The sequence below is a fragment of the Flavobacterium nackdongense genome (assembly GCF_004355225.1).
Classification (GTDB): domain Bacteria; phylum Bacteroidota; class Bacteroidia; order Flavobacteriales; family Flavobacteriaceae; genus Flavobacterium; species Flavobacterium nackdongense.
In genome coordinates, this window is the sequence record NZ_CP037933.1 from 2,604,095 (window position 1) to 2,625,135 (window position 21,041).

Sequence of the window (21,041 nt, forward strand, 5' to 3'; positions counted from 1 at the left end):
ATAAAATGGTGCTGTTTTTATTTATATGAAATCCGCTACTGCTGCTGCTGCTGTCTCATTTGAAGCTGAAGTTGGTATTCTAAAAGATCGATTTGTCTTTGGGCTTCATCAGAGACTTTTTTAAGTTTTACCTCATTTTTTTCTTCGAATAATCTTCCGTCTTCATAACTGATCGCAACGCTAACGGAGAGGTTTTGTTTGGCAATTCCCTTGAAAGAACCTTTTACGGGTGAACATTCGTTAAAATCTCTTCCCACGGATAGTTTTACGTGGTTGTCCATAGTCCAAACATTATTGGTTGGGTCAATGCCTAGCCAGCCTTGGGTTGGGGTGTAAAATTCAACCCAAGCGTGAGTGGCTCCTTCGCCTCTTAGAGTACTGTTATTGGAACAGACATAACCACTTACATAACGCGATGGAATACCGGCGCTGCGCAGCAATTGGAGCAGAACGTGCGCAAAATCCTGACAAACCCCTTTTTTATGATCCAGAATCTCGTCGACCGTGGTTTCTATATTGGTAATGCCCTTGGTATACGTAAAGTTTTTATAAATATAGGTACTGCATTTTTGACCAATTTCTATAATAGATTTCTCTTTGAAATTGTTTTTTTTCAAAATGGAATCTATTTTCTTTTGGTTTACTATTTTGTCTGGAATACAGAGTCGCTGCAAAGCGCTATTTTTTTCTTTCACTCGGTCTAAATCCGCCAAAGTGGTCGTGTCAATTGCTGGTATTTTGAGCGAATGATTCACACGAACCAGTATTTGCGATTCGATAATCATTTCTTGATGAGGTTCCAAAATGTTAAAATTCCCCACACTATTGCCGTAAAAATCTGTAGAGATTTCGACTTTAGGATTGGAAGTAATCAAAAGCTGGTGTTGCAGCACCTCTTGATTATCAAAATTGTGAGGAAACAAACGAATCTCGTTGATACTTTCCTTGATGGGCCAACTGTATTCGTATTTTGTGATGTGAACTATTTTGAATAAAGCCATTGGTTTATGAATAAGAGAAGAATACTTTTGAAAAATCAGCTGAAAATTGAATCAATTGTGCCTGAGTATCGTTTAAGACCTCTTCCAATTGTTGGTCTGTTAAGTTGTAATAATCCGTATATTGAATCAAGCTTTTTAGTCTTCCAAATTGATTTTGAAGCGTTCTTGCTTCGCTTGACGTATTATCGATGCATAATGTGGCCAAGTATTTGTCAATTAAATCTAAAGTGAACATTACAGAATGTGAAAAGTCTTTGTTGAAAATCACATGCTGTACCACTTTTCGATTGTGCGAAATATTGCTGTAGCTTTTTAAATATTGCTCATAACCCGATAAAGACAACAACAATCGTCTCCAATACATTAAATCTTGATTGCCATCCAGATTATAATGAATGGGTTTGTAATACGCCTGTGTCAGGTAGATGGTTTGCAAACAGCGTTCTATGTTTTTTCCAATGCTCGAAAAACACCAACCTAAACCCCGGGGCATCGTCACGTGAAGGATGCCATTGTAGAGCAAAAGATCTTTATTGAGCTTGGTTACGACATCCAAAGCTTCGTAGGTTTCCAATTTTTTGGGCAATTCTGGCGAATTCGTATAATGGTACATCGAGTTGATGTGTTCCCAAAGTTCCTTGGTTATTTTGTCTTGTGATCCTCGAGCGTTTTCTCGTGCTTTTTTTACAATGTTTTTTACAGAATCGACGTTTTGATTGGCACAAATAATGTATTTCAGCACAAAACTCGAATCGTATTGCGATTGGATCACGTGCTCTTTTACTAAATCGGTATAATATTCCAACAAAGGTCTGTAGCCTTGCGAATCGTTCATTTCTTTGTCAAAAGACAAGATGTAAAAGGTGTTTAATGTGCGCAACATGCCATCGGCTCTTTCCATATATCTGTTGAGCCAAAACATATTGTCTGCCACTCGGCTGAGCATATTTGTTTCCATTCTATTATCATTACGACGGACGAACCAATTTCATCCTTATTACTAATTCGTTTTTTATTCTGTAATCCAAGTGTCTTTGCTGCCACCGCCTTGCGAAGAATTCACGACCAATGAGCCCTCGGTCAGCGCCACTCGAGTAAGTCCTCCAGGAACAATTTTTACGCCATCAGGACCGAATAAGGCATAGGGTCGTAAATCTACATGACGCAATTGCAGTTTGCCATCAATAAGACAAGGCACTGTACTAAGCTGTATGATAGGTTGAGCGATAAAATTTCTGGGATTGGCAAGAATTGCTTTTTTCCCTCTGTCGAGTTCTTGTTGTGAAGCTTTATTGCCCATAATCATCCCATAGCCCCCACTTTGATTGGTTTCTTTGATGACCATATTTTCCATATTGGCAAAAACGTGTTCTCTTTCCTCTTTATTTTCCATTTGATAAGTGGGAACATTTTTTAGAATTGGATCTTCGTTGAGATAGTATTTGATCATATCGGGCACATAAGCATATACGGCTTTGTCGTCGGCAACGCCATTTCCCACGGCATTGACTAGGGCCACATTGCCCATTTTGTATGCGCTTATAAGGCCCGGAACACCCAAAGTGCTTTCAGGTCTAAACACTAAAGGATCCAGATAATCGTCATCAAGTCGTCGGTAAATCACATCGATTTGTTCAAGACCTGCAGTCGTTTTCATAAAAACCTGATTGTTGTTGACGACCAAATCTCTTCCTTCCACAAGAGGTACACCCATTTGTCGAGCTAAAAAAGTATGTTCGTAATAAGCCGAATTATAAATTCCGGGCGTGAGCAAAACCACATTGGGTTTCGAGATATTTCTTGGCGACATTGAAACTAATATCTTGTGCAAAACCATAGGGTAATTAATCACCATACTCACTCGATTCATATTGAACATGTCCGGGAAAATACGCTTGGTAACCTCTCTGTTTTCCAGCATATAGCTTACGCCACTCGGACATCGGAGGTTGTCTTCGAGCACATAAAACTCTCCTTTTTCACCGCGAATCAGGTCAATACCTGCAATATGAATGTGAATATTGTGAGGCAGTTTTATACCATGAACTTCTTGAATATAATGAGGACAGGAGGAAATTAATGAAGCTGGAATAATACCGTCTTTGATGATAAGTTGTTCGTTGTAAACATCTTCTAGAAACAAGTTCAGCGCTTTCAGTCGTTGTGCAATTCCCATTTCCACCTCGTTCCAATCCTTCCGGGTAATTATTCTTGGGATAATGTCAAAGGGAAAAATCCGTTCAATTCCCTGACTGTCATCACTGTACACAGTGAAAGTTATTCCTTGGTTCATAAAGAAATCTGACGCTTGCCTTTGTTTTTGTTCAATATTTTGGGGACTAAGATTTTGCAATGTCTGCAAAACGTTGCGGTAAGAATCCCGAACGCCTTTGCTAGAAAACATTTCGTCCCATCCGTTTGGGTTCAATTTGGGAATCAACTTCATCATAACGTATATTATTAAATAGTCAAATTTTTAAATCATTGTTTGAAAAAAAAATTATTTACAACAAATTTATTGTTTTATTTTAATCGAAATTGTTGTTATGCTGAATAATTAATAATTTATGTGAAATTCTTTTTTTTGACTTTTATTTTTGACAATTTTGTTCTTTTTCCGCGCCTTATTTCCAAATCGTTAATTAAAAAAGTATCGTATTTTTATCAAAGACCCCTATTTTGGTAGGGGTGTAAATGCAAAAACCTAAAAATATAGCGATTGCACCGCCTTTTTTTAACGGCAACTTCTTAAATCACAAAAATAAATCAGAATTGATATAAAAAAGGGATTAAACTTTAAAATGAGAGAAGAACAGCATCATAATATCGTTAGTATTGTAGCCCCGTCGGGAATCGAACCCGAATCAAAAGTTTAGGAAACTCCCATTCTATCCGTTGAACTACGGGGCTGCAATTGAGTACTAAAATAATAATTTAAAAGTATTTCTCGAGTAATTCTGCGTTGATTTAGGAAATCAATCAAGTGTCGATATTGCCCGTGCCTAAGATTACAGCCAAATATAAACAAAAAAAGCTAGTCTTGCGACTAGCTTTTTGCTCCCTCTCTTGGGCTCGAACCAAGGACCCTCTGATTAACAGTCAGATGCTCTAACCAACTGAGCTAAGAAGGAAACTGTATTTTTTATTCTATTTTGAATGAACGTTTTTTTGTCGCTTTAACTAGCAATGTTTGTTTGTTTAAGCGGTTGCAAATATAGTGCTAAAATTAATTTTCGCAAACAAAATTAAATAAATTTTTAAAAAAAATTATTTCCCTACGATTGCTTTGTAAATATCATTTCCGTTGGCAAACAATAATAAAGTGATAAGTAGAAAGAAACCAACCATTTGGGCGTTTTCTAGGAACTTGTCGCTCGGTTTTCTGCCGCTAACCATTTCGTATAATAAAAAGATGACATGACCGCCATCAAGTGCCGGAATCGGCAATAAATTCATTACACCAAGCATTATGGATAGTAAAGCAGTAATGTTCCAAAACACTTCCCAACTCCAACTGCTCGGAAAAACATTATAAATCGCTGCAAATCCACCAACCCCTTTGTAGGCGCCTGTATCGGGATTAAAAATCATTTTCAACTGTTTTCCGTATCCCACCAATTGGTTTTTCCCTTTTTCGATACCCACCGGAATCGATTCGAAAAAGCTGTAGTTTTCCTCACGGAATTTGTAATACCCTAATTTTTCAAGATTATCTTCTGCCAAAGAACCTGGAAAAATTCCTAATTTGCCTTCTTTGTCTACTTCAACAGTGACAGGAATTTCTTTGAGGTTTCTTAAGACAACAGCTGGTATTTTTTTGCCTTTATAGGCTTTTAATACTTCTGCAGCTTGGTCAAAATATTTTACAGTAGTTCCGTTAAGAGAAATGATAATATCTTTTGGTTTTACTGCTAATGTGTTTTTAGAAGTTTCTGTAAACGTCCCAACAACAAATGGCAATCGTAAAGTAATGACCCCTTTTTTGTCAGAATCCAATATTTTACCAATAAAATTCACGGGCATATTCACTGTAATTAGCGCGCCATTTCTTTCGACAATCACCTCCTTTGAGGTTAATATATCCATCGTTACCGCTGGAACAAATCGGTCCACCTTCTGACCATCGATCGATACAATTCGGTCTCCTGTTTTGATTCCCGCTTGCTCTACAACGGGACTTGTAACCCAAATCCCATCTTTTAAAGAGTTGTTATCGATAAAACTATCACCGTAAGCAAACGCCATTCCGATGTAAATGACGAAGGCCAAAATGAAGTTTACCGTAACACCGCCTAACATAATAATCAGGCGTTGCCAAGCTGGTTTCGAACGAAATTCCCAAGGTTGTGGTGGCAAAGCCATTTGCTCTTTGTCCATACTTTCGTCGATCATCCCAGAAATTTTCACATAACCACCCAGAGGCAACCAACCAATTCCGTATTCGGTTTCACCAATTTTCTTTTTGAATAATGAGTATTTAACATCAAAAAACAAATAGAACTTTTCTACTCTGGTTTTAAATAGTTTGGCAGGAATAAAATGTCCTAATTCGTGAAGTATAATTAATAAGGATAGGCTCAATAAAAATTGTGAAAGCTTGATAACTATTTCCATTTATTTGTCATTGCGAGGAAAGACCTGTCCACTGTGGCGGAAGCAATCTCATCCTCTTATTATTTAATTTGTATAGCGCACAAAAGTAAGGTTTTCTATTTTACTTCCAAAGGGTTACTTTTGTGTCAGACGATAATAATTTGTTAATAATTGTCGATTTTCCCTTTTTCCTTTGCTGTATGTGCCTTAACTTTACTTTTTGTTACAAACTTGAACTCGATTAGTATTGAAAAGTTTAAACCGCATAGAAAAATTATTACTTGTTTATAAAAAGGCGCTTTGCTTATCATAGTTATCATAGTTATCATAGCTATGTGTAAATAAAACACCTATGACCCGAGCGAAGCGAACTGACGAAGTAGTACCTTCATGAATTATTTTTTACAATCGCTATGTGGTTAAAAATTAGTAATCGGAATCAGGTTTGCAAATAGCTCTGTCATCAAAAGATTTTTTTCATATAAAAAACTAATAAATATGTCTGTCCAATTATTTTCTCCAATTCAAATAAAAAGTCTCCAGTTCAAAAACAGAATTGCTATTTCGCCAATGTGCCAATATTCGGCAATTGATGGTTTTGCCAATGATTGGCATCTGGTCCATTTAGGAAGCAGAGCTAGTGGCGGCGCAGCTTTACTCATTCAGGAAGCCACTGCAGTTTCTCCCGAGGGAAGAATTTCGCCTAGTGATTTAGGGCTTTGGAAAGACGAGCAAATAGACAAATTGAAAGCCATCAATCAGTTTATACTTTCTCAAAATTCGATTCCGGGAATTCAATTGGCACACGCCGGAAGGAAAGCGAGTGTTTCGGAACCTTGGAACGGCAACAAAAAATTGGACGAATCCAATGGTGGTTGGGAAACCGTTTCGGCAAGCGCTGTTGGATATCATTCCAATGAAAAATCCCCAATAGCTTTAGATAAAATCGGAATCCAAAAAGTGATTTCCGATTTCAAATCGGCAACCAAAAGAGCGTTGCAAGCCGATTTTCAGCTAGTCGAAATCCACGCAGCCCACGGCTATTTGTTACATCAATTTATGTCGCCTTTGTCTAATCTGAGAACTGATGAATACGGAGGAAGTTTCGAAAATAGGATTCGTTTGCTGCTCGAAGTGCTCGAAGCGGTACAATCCGAATGGCCAACAGATTTGCCTTTATTTGTCAGAATCTCCGCAACAGATTGGGCGGATGGCGGATGGAACATCGAGGAATCGGTTCAACTTTCTCAACTTTTGAAAGAGAAAGGCGTAGATTTAATTGACGTTTCTTCGGGTGGATTAGTTTCGCATCAGCAAATTCCGTTGGGACCAGGGTATCAGGTTCCTTTTGCCGGCAGCATCAAAAAAGAAACGGGAATTTTAACAGGCGCCGTCGGTTTAATTACCGAAGCAGCTCAAGCAGAAGAAATCGTCGCCACAGGAAAAGCCGATTTGGTTTTATTTGCTAGAGAATCTTTGAGAAACCCGAATTTAGCCTTGGATTTTGCTAAAGAATTAGGAGTTGACGTATCTTGGCCAAAACAATACGAAAGAGCAAAATAAATTAAATGATTTTTGAATGATAATTAACGATTTCAGATTTGAGATTTAGCGTTGATAAATAGGAGATTGTTGGTTTTCGAGTTTTTAAACTTCTGCAATCAAAAATCGTTAATCAAAAATCTGCAATCTTTATAGACTTTTAAAACAAACAAAATGCAAAAAATAAAAACAGCACTCTTATCCTACGGAATGTCGGGAAAAGTTTTTCACGCTCCGTTTCTGGAACTTCATCCCGGTTTTGAACTTTTGGGTTCCTGGGAACGAAGCAAAAAACTAATTCAGGAAGATTATCCCGAAGTGAAAAGCTATCCTAGTTTAGAATCGATTTTGGAGGACAAAAGCATCGATTTGGTTATTGTCAACACGCCAATAGACACGCATTTTGAGTATGCCAAAAAAGTATTACTTGCCGGAAAACACGCCATTGTCGAAAAAGCATTCACTTCAACTGTCGCCGAAGCAATGGAATTGGCTGCTTTGGCCAAAGAGAAAGGCTTGAAACTTTCCGTTTTTCAAAATAGGAGATGGGACAGTGAATTCAAAACCGTGAAGAAAATTTTAGATGACAAGTTGTTGGGTGAAATTGTCGAAGCCGAGTTTCATTTTGACCGTTACAATCCGATTTTGAGTCCCAAAGTGCACAAGGAAACCGTGAATTCCGGTTCTGGAATTGCGAAAGATTTGGGCCCACACATTATTGATCAAGCCCTGCATTTGTTTGGCGTTCCCAAGGCTGTTTTTGCCGATATCCGAATCACGAGAGCACATTCTTTAGTCGATGATTATTTGGATATTTTGCTGTATTATTCGGAGTTTAGAGTGCGATTGAAAGCGGGGTTTTTTGTCCGGGAACCCAATCCTTCGTATGTGGTTCACGGCAAGAAAGGATCTTTTCTAAAAACGCGTGGCGATGTGCAGGAAGACGAATTGAAACTGGGTAAAAAACCCAATTTAACCACTTGGGGAACCGAAAAAGAAGGTCAAGAAGGACTCTTGCACACCGAAATCGACGGTAAAATTACCAGAGAAAAAGTACCCACGCTTCAAGGCAATTATTACGACTTTTTTGATGGGGTTTATCAGGCGATTGCCAACGGTAAAACCGAGCCTGTAACTGCTCAAGACGGCGTTAATGTCATGCGAATTGTTGAAGCCGCTTTTCAAAGCAGTGAGCAAAAAAGAGCCATTAATTTATAAACATGAACTCGATAAATATTTAAAAACCACATAGGAAAATTATTGTTTTTTAATAGAAAGACGCTTTGCTTATCATAGATTTACTTAGTCAGTTCGCTTTGCTCGGGTCATAGCTAGGAGTAAATAAAATACCTATGAAAATCTTTGTAAATTGTATTTTTCCATAATTTCCTATGTGGTTAAAAATTAGTAATTAAACTCAATTTATAAACAATAACGTTGTACTAGTCGGTTTATAAAGGAAATAGCCAATAGAAACGTATTGATTTTGTACTTTTGCAGATTCAAATTTAAAAAGCAACTCATTTGGAAGATTACAATTTTTTAGGCAGTATTAAAGCCAAAGGCAAATACAAGAAAACCTATCGTGACGCCAAGCAATCGTATTTGAACCGAATTCGATGGGCTGTTGCGATGTTCTATTTTGGAATGGGCTTGTCATTTGCCACTTGGGCAAGCCGTATACCTGCGATTAAGTCGGCGCTGAATTTAAGTGATGGAGAACTGGGAACCATTTTATTTGCATTGCCAGTAGGACAGTTGACGATGATGTTTTTTTCGGGAAAATTAGTAACGCGTTTTGGGAGTGATCGCATTCTGCCCTTTGCTATTTTGATGTATGCCTTTAGTTTGACTAATATTGGTTTGGCGCAAAATGCTTGGCAATTGGCTCTGGGGTTGATCTCTTTCGGGATTTTTGGCAATTTGACTAATATATCCGTAAACACCCAAGGCATTTATACCGAAGGTCTTTTCAGGAGAGCGATTTTGTCTTCTTTTCACGGCATGTGGAGTTTGGCAGGATTCACCGGAGCCCTTGTGGGACTGGGAATGTTGGCACTAAAAATTACGACTTATATGCATTTTGTTATCGTGGCTGCAGTAGTAGTAGTGTTAGTGGCTATCAATTTCAAGTATTTAATAAAAGCTAAAGAAAAAGTCCGTCCCGAAAAGAAAAAAACATTCAGAAAACCAGATATGTCCTTGATTTTGTTGGGCGTTATTGGGTTTTGTAGTATGGCGAGCGAAGGAATTATGTTCGATTGGAGTGGCGTTTATTTCAAAGATATTGTCAAAGCTCCCGATTCATTAGTGGTCTTGGGCTATACTTCCTTTATGATTATGATGGCGAGCGGACGATTTTTTGGAGGTCATTTAATCGATAGATTTGGTCGAAAAACAGTGATGCAAATCAGCGGTTTGATGATTTCATCGGGTTTATTTATGGCGGTATTTTTCCCCTATATCATTCCGAGTACTATTGCTTTTATGATTGTTGGTTTGGGCGTGTCGACGGTTATTCCCACTTTGTATAGCATCGCGGGAAAACATCCAACAATTCCAACTGGCGAAGCGTTGACAGCTGTTTCCAGCGTAAGTTTTCTTGGTTTTTTGATGGGACCACCTGTGATCGGTCATATTTCCGAACAATTTGGTTTGCAATTTTCATTCGGTTTTATCGGGCTGTTTGGATTTTTAATTGCTTTTTTGGTCAAAAGAGTCAAAGCAATCGAATAGATTGCAAGATCAACTTTTTGACACGAATTGCACGAATTTGTACAAATTGTTATAATTAATTTTAAATATTACACAAATTTGTCTGCCTCTGGCAGATTAGTGAAATTTATGCAGCTTTTATTTCGTGTAAATTCGGGACCCGAGTAACAGCGAACGGACGGAGTAAATTCTTGGCTAAAATTTTTAAAGCCTTTCTTCTTGAATCATTTCAATGCAATGTCTATAAGTCCCTCCTAAATCATTAAATTTGTCCCTTATTCAAAGATATGTTAGAAAAAGAAATAATCAATTTTGAAAAAACGGCCATTGTTGGTATCGTTACCCAAAATCAAAGCGAAGATAAACTCAACGAATATCTGGACGAATTGGAGTTTTTGACTTTTACCGCTGGTGGTGAAGTGGTGAAACGTTTTTGGCAAAAAATGGACAAACCCAATCCCAAAACTTTTTTAGGAACTGGAAAAATAGACGAAATCAATCTTTTTGTAAAGGAAAATGACATCTCAAGTTTGGTTTTTGATGATGAATTGACGCCTTCGCAGCAAAAAAATATTTCCAAAATCATCGATTGCAAAATCCTCGATAGAACTAATCTTATCCTTGATATTTTTGCACAAAGAGCCGAAACTTCGTATGCCAGAACGCAGGTCGAACTGGCACAATGTATTTATTTGTTACCCAGATTATCCGGACTATGGACACACTTGGAACGTCAAAAAGGGGGAATAGGCATGCGTGGACCTGGAGAAACGGAGATTGAAACTGATAGACGTATCGTTCGGGACAGAATTTCGTTATTGAAAGAAAAAATAAAAGCCATCGACAAACAAATGGGAACCCAACGAGGCAATCGGGGCGCTATGGTTCGGGTGGCTTTGGTAGGTTATACCAATGTGGGAAAATCAACTTTGATGAATGCCATTGGCAAAAGCGATGTTTTTGTAGAGAACAAACTTTTTGCTACTTTGGACACCACCGTTCGAAAAGTGGTGATTAAAAACCTACCTTTCTTGCTTTCGGATACCGTAGGATTTATTCGAAAATTGCCAACTCAATTGGTCGATTCCTTCAAAAGTACGCTCGATGAGGTTCGCGAAGCCGATTTGTTATTACACGTGGTCGATATTTCGCATCCGGATTTTGAAGATCATATCGAATCGGTAAATCAAACTTTGGCAGATATCAAGGCGAAAGACAAGCCTGTGCTGATGGTTTTCAATAAAATCGATGCTTATAAACATTTGACCATCGACGAAGATGATTTAATGACCGAAAAAACACCCAGACATTTCACCCTCGAAGAATGGAAAACGACTTGGATGCACCGTGTGGGCGAAGAAAACGCCTTGTTTATTTCGGCCGCCAATAAAGAGAATTTCGAAGAATTCAGAGAGCGAGTGTACGAAGCGGTGAGACAAATTCACATCACACGTTTTCCCTACAATAAGTTTTTATATCCTGATTATAAGGATGCTGTGGAGAAAGAAGAGAAAGAATAATTTTCCTAAAATATAAAGTATGTCAAACCCTTTTGAAATCGAATTTCAAAAGGGTTTTTTTGTTAGAAAACACTAGCGCTTTTTATGTTATTTGTAAGAAAAAAACAATATATTTGAAAAATATAAATGCAATAGTCTTTCGGTAATCTATATTTGTTTTGGTGTATAAATGAATGTTTGATAGTTGTAAAAAAGAGTGTTAGCAACAAAAGTATAAATATGAAAAAAGCACAACAAATTAGATTTTTAACAGGTATTTTTTTGATTCTAAGTTTAAACTTAAGTGCTCAGAATTTAAAAAATTATTTTTCGGTTTCAGAAGTTTCATTTTCAAATACAATTTATAAATTAGCTTGGAGTTCGCATCCAAACGATGTTTATTATAAGCAAGAGTATTTACCTGCAGGCGAAAAATCGGAAAGTTTTAAAACTATGATAATGATAGAAGCAATAACTGTGGATGCTTCAATTGAAAATGTTGTTAGATTAAAAGAATCGGAGTTACAGGAAAGAAAAAAAACAGACCAAGTTTGTAATTATCAAATTACGACAAATTCACAAACAGGAGAATATATGATTGATTTCTTGCTGAGTTCCGGAGATATTGTGGAATGGAATGCGTACCGATATAAAAAGATTGTGGACACAAAAGGAAAACCAACAGTACTATTATTTGCATTGAGTAAACGGGCTTATGGAAACGATTATAAAAATTTTTTAGTTGGATTGAAAAGCGAACGAATCGATGCTATTAATTTGGTTTGGAAATACAATTTGTCAACAATTAAGTTACAAGATTGATAAGTTGTCACTGCCAAAGCTAGTATTACAAAATTGATTTTTTGCTTTAAAGAAGGTTAGTTTTGTAGAATGATTTGGCATATCCGAATAATAGGCTTAATTAATCCCAAACTGCTTGTAGCGCGGAACGTCAGCAGCAATACCAGCCACTTAATCTTAAGCAGAAAATGATTGATATTTTAAATAAATTTTGTCTTGTGATTTCGATAATATTCGTTTTTGCTTTTATCATAAATCCTTCGTGGCATAAAATTTTCCGAAATAAAAAAACATATAATTTCTTTTTATATTTTTCGATTTTATTATCAATTCTTTCATTTACAACTCTATTTTGGAAATTTGAAAACCCTAGAATAAGTGTTTCTGTAACTCTTTATCCAGTTCTGTTTCTAATTTTATATAAATTCTTTGACGATAAAATTCTAAAAAAATATAATCGTCACATATTTTTCTATAAACAATATAACACTATTTGGAAAGATGAGGAATCTGATAACGCGACGTCAACGGACAAATGGTATCAGCTTTTGATTGGATTAGTCCCATTAATTATATTATATGTTATTGGACTAGTTATTTTTCAAACATAATGGAAGAAAAGAAGAAGTACTGCTGCTAACAGCTAGGGTTTCCTAGCAGCTGCAAGCCAAACAATGAACCCCCCACCACCACACGAATTCTTTCGTATCGCTTGTTATTGCGTTGCCATTTTAAACGAACAAAATTTTTATTTTTCTTACAAGTATTTAGGTGTATTTGTTTAAAAGGTTGTGGAGGGTTATTCACGGTTTGACCTTAGCGGTAATAATTTGACGAACATTGCTTAAAATCAAAATATTGTACATACATTTGTACAAATTATAATAATTATGGTAGTAGCAAATATTTCAGATTTCAGAAAAGACATTAAATCTTACTTTGATAGAGTGACACTAAACTTTGAAACTCTAATTATAAATCGTGGCAAAGATTCAGGCATTGTTGTTATTTCACTTGAAGAATATAATTCACTAATTGCAACAAATTATGAATTATCAAACAGAACTAACGAAAGTAGGTTAGACTCTGCTATTGAAAAATTGAAGAGTAATAAGTCTTTTTCTAAAGACTTAATTGAGGAATAATATGAAATATGTATTTGTAGATGAATCTTGGGAAGATTATTTGTATTGGCAAAAAATGGACAAGAAGAAACTAAAAAAAATAAATGATTTACTTAAAGATATTTCAAGAAATCCTTTTGAAGGAATAGGAAAGCCAGAACCATTGAAACACAAATATGCTGGATTTTGGTCAAGAAGAATTGATGATGAGCATAGATTAATTTACAGGTTTATCGATGATGAAATTCAAATTGTCAAATGTAGACATCATTACGACTAATAGTACCACAGCTAAAAGCTAGAGTTTCGTTACTGCTTAAAGCCCAACACCCAAGCGACAGCGAACGGAACCGATTACAAGTCCTGCAATACTATGGAGTTAATATAAAGTTTGGAGAAAGAACAGAAAGAATAATTTTTCTGAGATTTTAATAACCAACAATCCCTTTTGAGTTTTTCAAAAGGGATTTTTGTTGGAAATAGCATAAATTCAGAACAATTAAGTATCTTTAAACTCATAAATAATGAATATCAAATAATTAGTTTTGATTTTTCTGGCAGATTTTACTGTTTTACGAGGCTTTCGGACCAGAAAAACGGCACACTAATTCATAAATAAAATCATCGAAAATTAACTCTTTAAAACAAATTAAAATGACAAATTTCTTAGTTTTAGCACAGATTATTGTAGCAGCCTCAGTTGCTTTTGTTTGGATTTTCAGAATTCACAACGTCATCAAGGAATTTAACCAATTTGGGTTAAGCGATGTCACCCGCAGTTTCGTCGGTTTTTCCAAAACGGCTTTGGCCACCTTACTAATCGTAGGTATTTGGTATGAGTCGCTGGTGATGATTCCGGCACTTCTTATGGGATTGTTTATGGTGGCTGCGCAATACTTTCATTTCAAAGCCGGCAATCCTTTTCAACAACGGTTACCTTCTTTACTTTTATTATTACTTTGTGTTTTTATCGTTGTAATCTCGGCTAACCTAATCTAATGATGAGCATTTACTCTTTTTGTGTTTTCTTTTCGGGCGTGTCGTTTTTGGGTTATGGCATTTCCTATTTTGTAGGAACCCAAATGAAAAATGAATTCAAGCGCTTTCAATTGGAAAAATTGGGACTGCTTGTGATTGTGTTAGAAATTCTGGGCGCGATTGGATTATTAGTTGGGTTTTGGTTTTACAAGCCTTTGCTCTTACTATCCTCTGGCGGATTGGCGCTTCTTATGTTTCTGGGTCTAGTGGTTAGAATGAGGCTCAAAGACAGTTTGTGGATATCATTGCCCGCTTTTTTTTATATGGTTTTAAATGGGTATATATTTTACTTAGGCAGTAATCAATAATACGCTGACTATTTCTGGCAAAAAGCATAAACTTACCCAGTTTCTTAATCTCAAACAAAACAAAAATCCCTGTTGAAGGATAATTTCAACAGGGATGTTTGTTTAAAATGGGGATGTTTTAAAAACCGTAATTCACTCCTAAACCGAAGACTTGTCGGGTTTGAAATCCTCGATACGCATTGTCGTCGTATATGGTTTGAAAAGTAAAATTGGCCGACAAAGCCTTATTGATGGTCATCACCACATTGATTTGGTAATTTATTAGCTTATACCGATTATGTTTTGCTTCGCCTATTCGCTATCGCTCGGGTCAATATAGTCCAATAAATTGTCCTTTTTTCAAACTATATCGGCATTATACCACATACACATCTGACTAAGTTATATTTTCGTTTGGTATTACATCACATAGCTGCAAAACTTTAGGTAATGCTTTGAAAAAAAATAACACAAAATAATAGTTTCTATTTAACGAAACTTTTATAAATGTGTAAAGGTTAAATTGAAATAAATGGAAAAACATTTTTAGCCCCGACTGCAGTGGAAACCCTTGTGAACAGAAAGGCTAATTTTTTCTTGCCCAAAAAGAGCGACCGAAGGAAGCTCCTTTTTGGGCTTAGAAAAATAGGCTTTATGGAACAAGGTTGTAACGGAAAGCGGGAATAGCTCCTGAAAATCTAAAACCTATTCTTTTTCTTGAATAAAAAGAGGGATAAGACAATCCAAAAACCGAAGGGTTTTTCCTGAAAATTAGTGGGCACATTCATTCCGTATAATCTAGCAATTACCTTTGGAATCATCAGGATGATTGCAGAGAAGTTGGCGTTTTATTGTTAGGTTTAAATTATTGGAAATTAATATTGTAAAATAACTAAAATTGTTAAGCTTATTTGTTTTCAATAAGGCGTTAAATTTAAGGAAATCTGAGACTAGTCGGGTAATGTTCCGTTTGCCTACTTTTTATTTTAAAATCATTTAAAGCTGCCAAAACTTAATACTAACGCCAATCCTGTATAATTGTATTTGCCCAAGTTTCCGAACAATTTTAAACCGTAGGCAAGAACAGCTCCTTCATTCTTATTAAAAAGTTTCACATTAAACTCATAAGGAAAACCCAAATTGGTGGTAGAATACACCTCAGTGGGATTAGAATCAAAAATACTGAAGGTGTTTACATTTACATATTCCGTATAAAACAGCAAAGAGCAACCTGCACTTGCACTCAACGAAGCACCGCGAAACGGATGATAAAAACCTACCATTAATGGAAAATTATCTATACGATAGTGCATATAATAATTTATGGGTACTATGTCTTCTTCGACATACTCTAGTCCGCCCTGTTCATTATTCATAACATATCCTAAACTAAATAAAACATTGGAATACAATGCATTGATACTTACACCTGCAGCAAAACCATCGACATAACCCAAAGCGCCTCCAGCAAAGAGGTCAACAAAGCCAATTGAAGGCTGGGTTGCCTGTTTTGGAATGCTATCCTTAAGGAATGCATCTTGTGAAAAAATAGAACTCATTGAGAATATCGAAAAACAAAAACAAAAGTAGCACTGTTTCATAACGACTCAATTTAGACAATAAGACACTGACATAAAGGTAAATAAAAAAAACGCAATGATGTCGTTTTTTATTGATAAATCCAACCTCAGACTCAAAAGCTTCCCTATTAATAACTTGAAAATGTATTGATTTTGAAATTGGATTGTAGCAAATAGTAGTAAACAGCTCCTAATCCTTCGACTGCGCTCAGGAATACAATAAATAATTCCTTATTTTTGCAGCAAATTAAACTGAATTATGTTACAAAATCCAACCCGAGGCACCGCCGAACTAAGCGGAGCTAAAAGATATACCATTACGGCGGCATTGCCATATACCAACGGACCCATTCATATTGGGCATTTGGCGGGTGTTTATGTGCCTTCGGATATTTATTCCAGATATTTAAGATTGCAAGGAAGAGACGTTTTGTTTGTTTGCGGAAGCGACGAACACGGTGTGGCGATTTCGATGAAAGCCAAAAAAGAAGGGATTACGCCTCAGGAAGTCATCGATAAATACGATGGAATTATCCGAAAATCGTTCTCTGATTTTGGAATTTCGTTTGATAATTATTCCAGAACTTCAGCGAAAGTTCATCACGATACGGCTTCGGAATTTTTCAAAACGCTGTATGAAAAAGGCGACTTTATCGAGGAAGTGACCGAGCAATTGTATGATGCAAAAGCAGATCAATTCTTGGCAGACCGTTTTGTGGTGGGAACTTGCCCAAAATGTGGCAACGAAGAAGCGTATGGCGACCAGTGCGAAAAATGTGGTTCTACCCTGAACGCAACCGATTTGATCAATCCAAAATCGACGATTACCGGAGAAACACCTATTTTGAAATCGACAAAACACTGGTTTTTACCGTTGGATCGTTATGAAGATTTCTTAAAAGAATGGATTCTCGTTGGACATAAAAACGACTGGAAACCCAATGTGTACGGACAAGTAAAATCCTGGATTGATGGCGGATTAGAACCTCGTGCGGTAACTCGTGACCTCGATTGGGGAATTGATGTTCCGCTTGAAGGTGCCGAAGGAAAAAAATTATACGTTTGGTTTGATGCTCCGATTGGCTACATTTCTTCATCGAAAGAATGGGCTGCGAGAGAAGGAAAAGACTGGGAACCGTACTGGAAAGATCAGGATACTAAACTGGTTCACTTTATAGGGAAAGACAATATTGTTTTTCACTGCATCATTTTTCCGGCGATGTTGAAAGCTGAAGGAAGTTATATTTTGCCCGATAATGTTCCTGCAAATGAGTTCTTGAATTTAGAAGGAAACAAATTATCAACTTCTAAAAACTGGGCGGTTTGGTTGCACGAATATTTAGAAGAATTTCCGAATCAGCAGGATGTTTTGCGTTACGCTTTGACTTCGAATGCACCAGAAACTAAGGATAATGATTTTACTTGGAAAGATTTTCAGGCGAGAAACAACAATGAATTAGCAGCTATTTTCGGAAATTTTATCAATCGTGTGGTGGTTTTGACCCATAAATATTACGATGGAATTGTACCAAGTCCCAACGAATTTTCTGAAGTAGACGAGGCAACATTGACCGAATTGAAAGCTTATCCAGCCGTAATTTCGAGTTCAATTGAAAGATATAGATTCCGTGAAGCATTGGGCGAAATGATGAATGTGGCCCGATTGGGAAATAAATATCTAGCCGACGAAGAGCCTTGGAAAATGGTAAAAACCGATCCGGCTCGAGTACAAACACAAATGTACGTGGCGCTGCAAATTGCTGCGGCTTTGCGGGTTTTGTGTGAACCGTTCTTGCCTTTTACGGCGGGTAAATTGGTAGAGACGTTGCGTACAGAGACGTTGCAATGCAACGTCTCTACGACGAAAACAACCTGGAATGACGTAGCTACCAATTCGGATTTGTTGCCGTCGGGACACCAAATTGGCAAAGGAGAAATATTATTTGCACAAATAGACGACGAACAAATTCAAAAACAAATAGACAAATTGGAAGCTACAAAAAAATCAAATGAGGCGGATTCGTTCGTTGCATTCCCACAAAAAGAATTGATACAGTTTGATGATTTTGCCAAAATGGATTTACGTGTGGGAACCATTCTAGAAGCAGAAAAAATGCCGAAAGCCAACAAATTACTGATTCTAAAAGTAGATACTGGAATTGATGTTCGCACGATTGTTTCAGGAATTGCCGAGAGTTTTTCGCCAGAAGATATCGTGGGAAAACGCGTGACTGCTTTAGTGAATTTAGCTCCAAGAAACCTTCGTGGTGTGGAAAGTCAAGGAATGATTTTGATGACCAACAATGCCGAAGGAAAATTGGTTTTTGTAAATCCTGATGCGGATTGCGTTGGAAATGGAGAGACGATTAATTAAATAATTCAAATATTACGATTACGTAGAGACGTTGCAGTGCAACGTCTCTATCTGTTTTGACCAAAACCCATTACATTTAATCTATTCCCTCTATATTACGTTTGTAGAGGTGTGAAAATTGATTATATTCGTCACATCAATAAATTTTTAGGGCGTTGCAATGGTAGACGTTGCAATGGTAGACGTTGCAATGCAACGTCTCTACGGAAAACGACATAATAGATGACCAACAAATTCAAAAACAAATACCGCATTACATCTAGCCGTTTGAAAAATTGGGATTATGGCGAAAACGGTGCTTATTTCATAACCATTTGCACCAGAAATCGGGAACATTTTTTTGGTGAAATCGCAACTGTTGATGGTGAAAATGAAATGCAATTTAATGAAATTGGTTTATTGGCAAATGAATTTTGGGTGGAAATTCCAAAACATTTTCCGTTTGTTGAATTAGGAAATTATCAGGTGATGCCAAATCACGTTCACGGTATATTGATCATTGATAAAAATAATGATGTTGATGACCTTGTTGTAGAGACGTTGCAATGCAACGTCTCTGCGGAAAACGAAATAAAAAACGAACAAATGGCAAACATTTCTCCAAAACCGGGGACAATTTCTACCATAATCCGTTCCTACAAATCGGTAGTAACCAAAAACAGCCATTATATCCACGCTGATTTTGAATGGCAAGAACGTTTTCACGATCATATTATTCGTGATGCTGAATCTTTTGAAAAAATTCAAAATTATATAGAAAACAATGTGGCGAATTGGAAAGACGATAAATTTTACAATTAATATCATCAAATTGAGACGTTGCTGTGCAACGTCTCTACGGAATAAATAAAAATAAATAATATGACCCTAAAAGTAATTGCTTTCGACGCCGACGACACCTTATTTGTAAACGAAACCTATTTCCTGGAAACCGAGGAAAAATTCTGCGGCTTGATGAGTGATTATCTATCGCAACACGAGATTTCACAAGAACTTTTTAAGGTGGAGATTGCTAATTTAAAAATCTACGGTTACGGAATTAAAGCTTATATTCTTTCGATGATTGAAGCGGCGATGAAAATTTCGAACAATACCATTCCTATTGAAGTCATTGAAAAAATTATCGAATACGGGAAAGAATTACTCGAAAAACCCATTGAATTATTGGATGGTGTGGAAGAAACCTTGCAGGCTTTGCACGGTAAATACAAATTGGTGGTCGCTACCAAAGGCGATTTATTAGACCAAAGACGAAAATTACACAATTCGGGTTTGGGCAAATATTTTCATCATATCGAAGTGATGTCGGACAAACAGGAAAAAGATTATTCGGATTTGTTGAAGCGTTTAGAGATTCAGCCAGAAGAATTTTTTATGATTGGCAACTCTCTAAAATCGGATGTTTTGCCGGTTTTAGCCATTGGCGGACACGCCGTCCATATTCCGTTTCACACCACTTGGGCGCACGAAGTAATTGACTATAAAGTGGAACACGAGAACTTCAACACTCTCGAGAAAATGATTGATGTTCTAAAAAGATTACAATAATGAAAACCCTTTTAGACCTTGAAAACTGGAATCGGAGAGAACATTTTCTGTTTTTCAAACAAATGGAAGAGCCCTTTTTTGGGTTGACTGTCCAAATAGATTGCACAGCGGCTTATGCAAAGGCGAAAGATTTGAAAACTTCCTTTTTTGTGTATTATTTGCACAAAACGATGGTCGCCGTCAATACCATTGAGCCTTTCCGTTATCGAATAATTGATGATTCGATTTACATTTATGATGCCATCGATGTTTCCGCGACGATTATGCGTAATGATAATTCATTTGGTTTTTCGCTGATACAATATTCTCCAGATTATGCTGTTTTTGCTGCGAATGCATTTACAGAAATCGAAAGAATACAAAACAGTTCGGGACTTTTCACCAGAGAATTTCCTTTAGATAATTTAATACATTTCTCGGCCGTTCCTTGGGTCAATTTTACTTCACTTTCTCACGCCAGAAGTTATACTTTTCCGGATAGTTGTCCGAAAATTTCTTTTGGAAAAATGACAATTGCAGCCGATGGCAAAAGAACAATGTCGATGTCGATTCATGCACATCACGGTTTGATGGATGGGTATCATGTGGGGCAATTTGTGGATTGTTTTCAAGAATTGATGAATGGTTAGAGGAAATTATCCGAGTTCAATTTGTACAATATAAAAATGGGCACTGCTGGATTTTGTGCGAAAATCAAAACTTTTGAAATATAAGTACAACTATTTTAAACCAGTAAGAGCCTCTAGAAAATTAAGGATTAAAGTAGGCTTAATAACCGCGCACGAGCGAAGCTAACTTAATGTCCTTAATGGCTTAAAAAAAGGATGCTCACAACATTTCCAATAGAACCTAAAAATGAAGTCATTGCTTCTACTAGATGGCCTATTTTTGAAGTAATTCAACAAAGCAAAAACTTTTCTTAAACCATCAACTGCTTTG

General features: G+C 36.7%; 18 protein-coding genes, 2 tRNA genes and 1 pseudogene. 13 read left to right on the forward strand and 8 right to left on the reverse strand.

The window, feature by feature from the left end; all coding sequences use genetic code 11:
- Positions 1–35: 35 nt before the first annotated feature.
- The 6 genes from E1750_RS11170 to rseP form a co-directional block, all read right to left on the reverse strand.
- Positions 36–1,001, reverse strand: a complete 966-nt coding sequence (locus E1750_RS11170; RefSeq protein ID WP_133276853.1) for a transglutaminase family protein — start codon at positions 999–1,001, stop codon at positions 36–38.
- Between the two features lie 4 nt (positions 1,002–1,005).
- Positions 1,006–1,959, reverse strand: a complete 954-nt coding sequence (locus E1750_RS11175; protein ID WP_133276854.1) for an alpha-E domain-containing protein — start codon at positions 1,957–1,959, stop codon at positions 1,006–1,008.
- Between the two features lie 54 nt (positions 1,960–2,013).
- Positions 2,014–3,450 carry a circularly permuted type 2 ATP-grasp protein gene (locus tag E1750_RS11180; RefSeq protein WP_133276855.1) on the reverse strand — a complete coding sequence of 479 codons (1,437 nt, stop codon included), beginning with the start codon at positions 3,448–3,450 and terminating at the stop codon, positions 2,014–2,016.
- A 389-nt stretch (positions 3,451–3,839) separates the two neighbouring features.
- Positions 3,840–3,911: transfer RNA gene (locus E1750_RS11185), tRNA-Arg, on the reverse strand.
- 147 nt (positions 3,912–4,058) lie between these two features.
- A tRNA-Asn gene (locus E1750_RS11190) sits at positions 4,059–4,132 on the reverse strand.
- Between the two features lie 136 nt (positions 4,133–4,268).
- Entirely contained in the window at positions 4,269–5,615 is a 1,347-nt protein-coding gene (gene rseP / locus E1750_RS11195) for an RIP metalloprotease RseP (protein ID WP_133276856.1), read from the reverse strand.
- Positions 5,616–6,092: 477 nt separating this feature from the next.
- Between rseP and E1750_RS11200 the strand changes: the two genes are divergently transcribed.
- From E1750_RS11200 to E1750_RS11240, 9 genes are all read left to right on the forward strand, one after another.
- Positions 6,093–7,157 carry an NADH:flavin oxidoreductase/NADH oxidase gene (locus E1750_RS11200; protein ID WP_133276857.1) on the forward strand — a complete coding sequence of 355 codons (1,065 nt, stop codon included), beginning with the start codon at positions 6,093–6,095 and terminating at the stop codon, positions 7,155–7,157.
- A gap of 153 nt (positions 7,158–7,310) precedes the next feature.
- The gene (locus E1750_RS11205; RefSeq protein WP_133276858.1) at positions 7,311–8,354 is read left to right on the forward strand and encodes a Gfo/Idh/MocA family oxidoreductase; all 1,044 of its coding nucleotides are present in this window, start codon (positions 7,311–7,313) and stop codon (positions 8,352–8,354) included.
- Between the two features lie 306 nt (positions 8,355–8,660).
- Positions 8,661–9,872, forward strand: a complete 1,212-nt coding sequence (locus tag E1750_RS11210; RefSeq protein ID WP_176582355.1) for an MFS transporter — start codon at positions 8,661–8,663, stop codon at positions 9,870–9,872.
- A 266-nt stretch (positions 9,873–10,138) separates the two neighbouring features.
- Complete coding sequence (gene hflX, locus E1750_RS11215) at positions 10,139–11,371, forward strand: GTPase HflX (protein ID WP_133276859.1); 1,233 nt, start codon at positions 10,139–10,141, stop codon at positions 11,369–11,371.
- A gap of 219 nt (positions 11,372–11,590) precedes the next feature.
- Positions 11,591–12,172 carry a hypothetical protein gene (locus E1750_RS11220; protein WP_133276860.1) on the forward strand — a complete coding sequence of 194 codons (582 nt, stop codon included), beginning with the start codon at positions 11,591–11,593 and terminating at the stop codon, positions 12,170–12,172.
- An 869-nt stretch (positions 12,173–13,041) separates the two neighbouring features.
- On the forward strand, positions 13,042–13,296 hold the full coding sequence (locus E1750_RS11225; RefSeq protein WP_133276861.1) for a type II toxin-antitoxin system Phd/YefM family antitoxin: 255 nt from the start codon (positions 13,042–13,044) through the stop codon (positions 13,294–13,296).
- 1 nt (position 13,297) lies between these two features.
- Entirely contained in the window at positions 13,298–13,555 is a 258-nt protein-coding gene (locus E1750_RS11230; RefSeq protein WP_133276862.1) for a Txe/YoeB family addiction module toxin, read from the forward strand.
- A gap of 374 nt (positions 13,556–13,929) precedes the next feature.
- Positions 13,930–14,274, forward strand: a complete 345-nt coding sequence (locus tag E1750_RS11235) for a DoxX family protein (RefSeq protein WP_133276863.1) — start codon at positions 13,930–13,932, stop codon at positions 14,272–14,274.
- Entirely contained in the window at positions 14,274–14,621 is a 348-nt protein-coding gene (locus E1750_RS11240; protein WP_227873883.1) for a DoxX family protein, read from the forward strand. Before E1750_RS11235 ends, E1750_RS11240 begins: the two co-directional genes overlap by 1 nt.
- A 118-nt stretch (positions 14,622–14,739) precedes the next feature.
- Here E1750_RS11240 and E1750_RS18030 read toward each other — a convergent pair.
- Together E1750_RS18030 and E1750_RS11245 are read right to left on the reverse strand one after the other, a co-directional pair.
- Positions 14,740–14,883: pseudogene (locus tag E1750_RS18030) on the reverse strand (DUF3078 domain-containing protein); the annotation flags it as partial.
- 709 nt (positions 14,884–15,592) lie between these two features.
- Positions 15,593–16,159 (reverse strand): hypothetical protein, encoded by a 567-nt coding sequence (locus E1750_RS11245; RefSeq protein ID WP_133276864.1) that lies wholly within the window; start codon positions 16,157–16,159, stop codon positions 15,593–15,595.
- A gap of 280 nt (positions 16,160–16,439) precedes the next feature.
- Here E1750_RS11245 and metG point away from each other — a divergent pair, with 280 nt between their 5' ends.
- From metG to E1750_RS11265, 4 genes are all read left to right on the forward strand, one after another.
- Positions 16,440–18,554, forward strand: a complete 2,115-nt coding sequence (gene metG / locus E1750_RS11250) for a methionine--tRNA ligase (protein ID WP_133276865.1) — start codon at positions 16,440–16,442, stop codon at positions 18,552–18,554.
- A 222-nt stretch (positions 18,555–18,776) separates the two neighbouring features.
- Entirely contained in the window at positions 18,777–19,355 is a 579-nt protein-coding gene (locus E1750_RS11255) for a transposase (protein WP_133276866.1), read from the forward strand.
- 60 nt (positions 19,356–19,415) lie between these two features.
- Positions 19,416–20,102, forward strand: a complete 687-nt coding sequence (locus tag E1750_RS11260; RefSeq protein ID WP_133276867.1) for an HAD family hydrolase — start codon at positions 19,416–19,418, stop codon at positions 20,100–20,102.
- Positions 20,102–20,731, forward strand: a complete 630-nt coding sequence (locus tag E1750_RS11265) for a chloramphenicol acetyltransferase (protein ID WP_133276868.1) — start codon at positions 20,102–20,104, stop codon at positions 20,729–20,731. Before E1750_RS11260 ends, E1750_RS11265 begins: the two co-directional genes overlap by 1 nt.
- Positions 20,732–21,041: the final 310 nt, after the last annotated feature.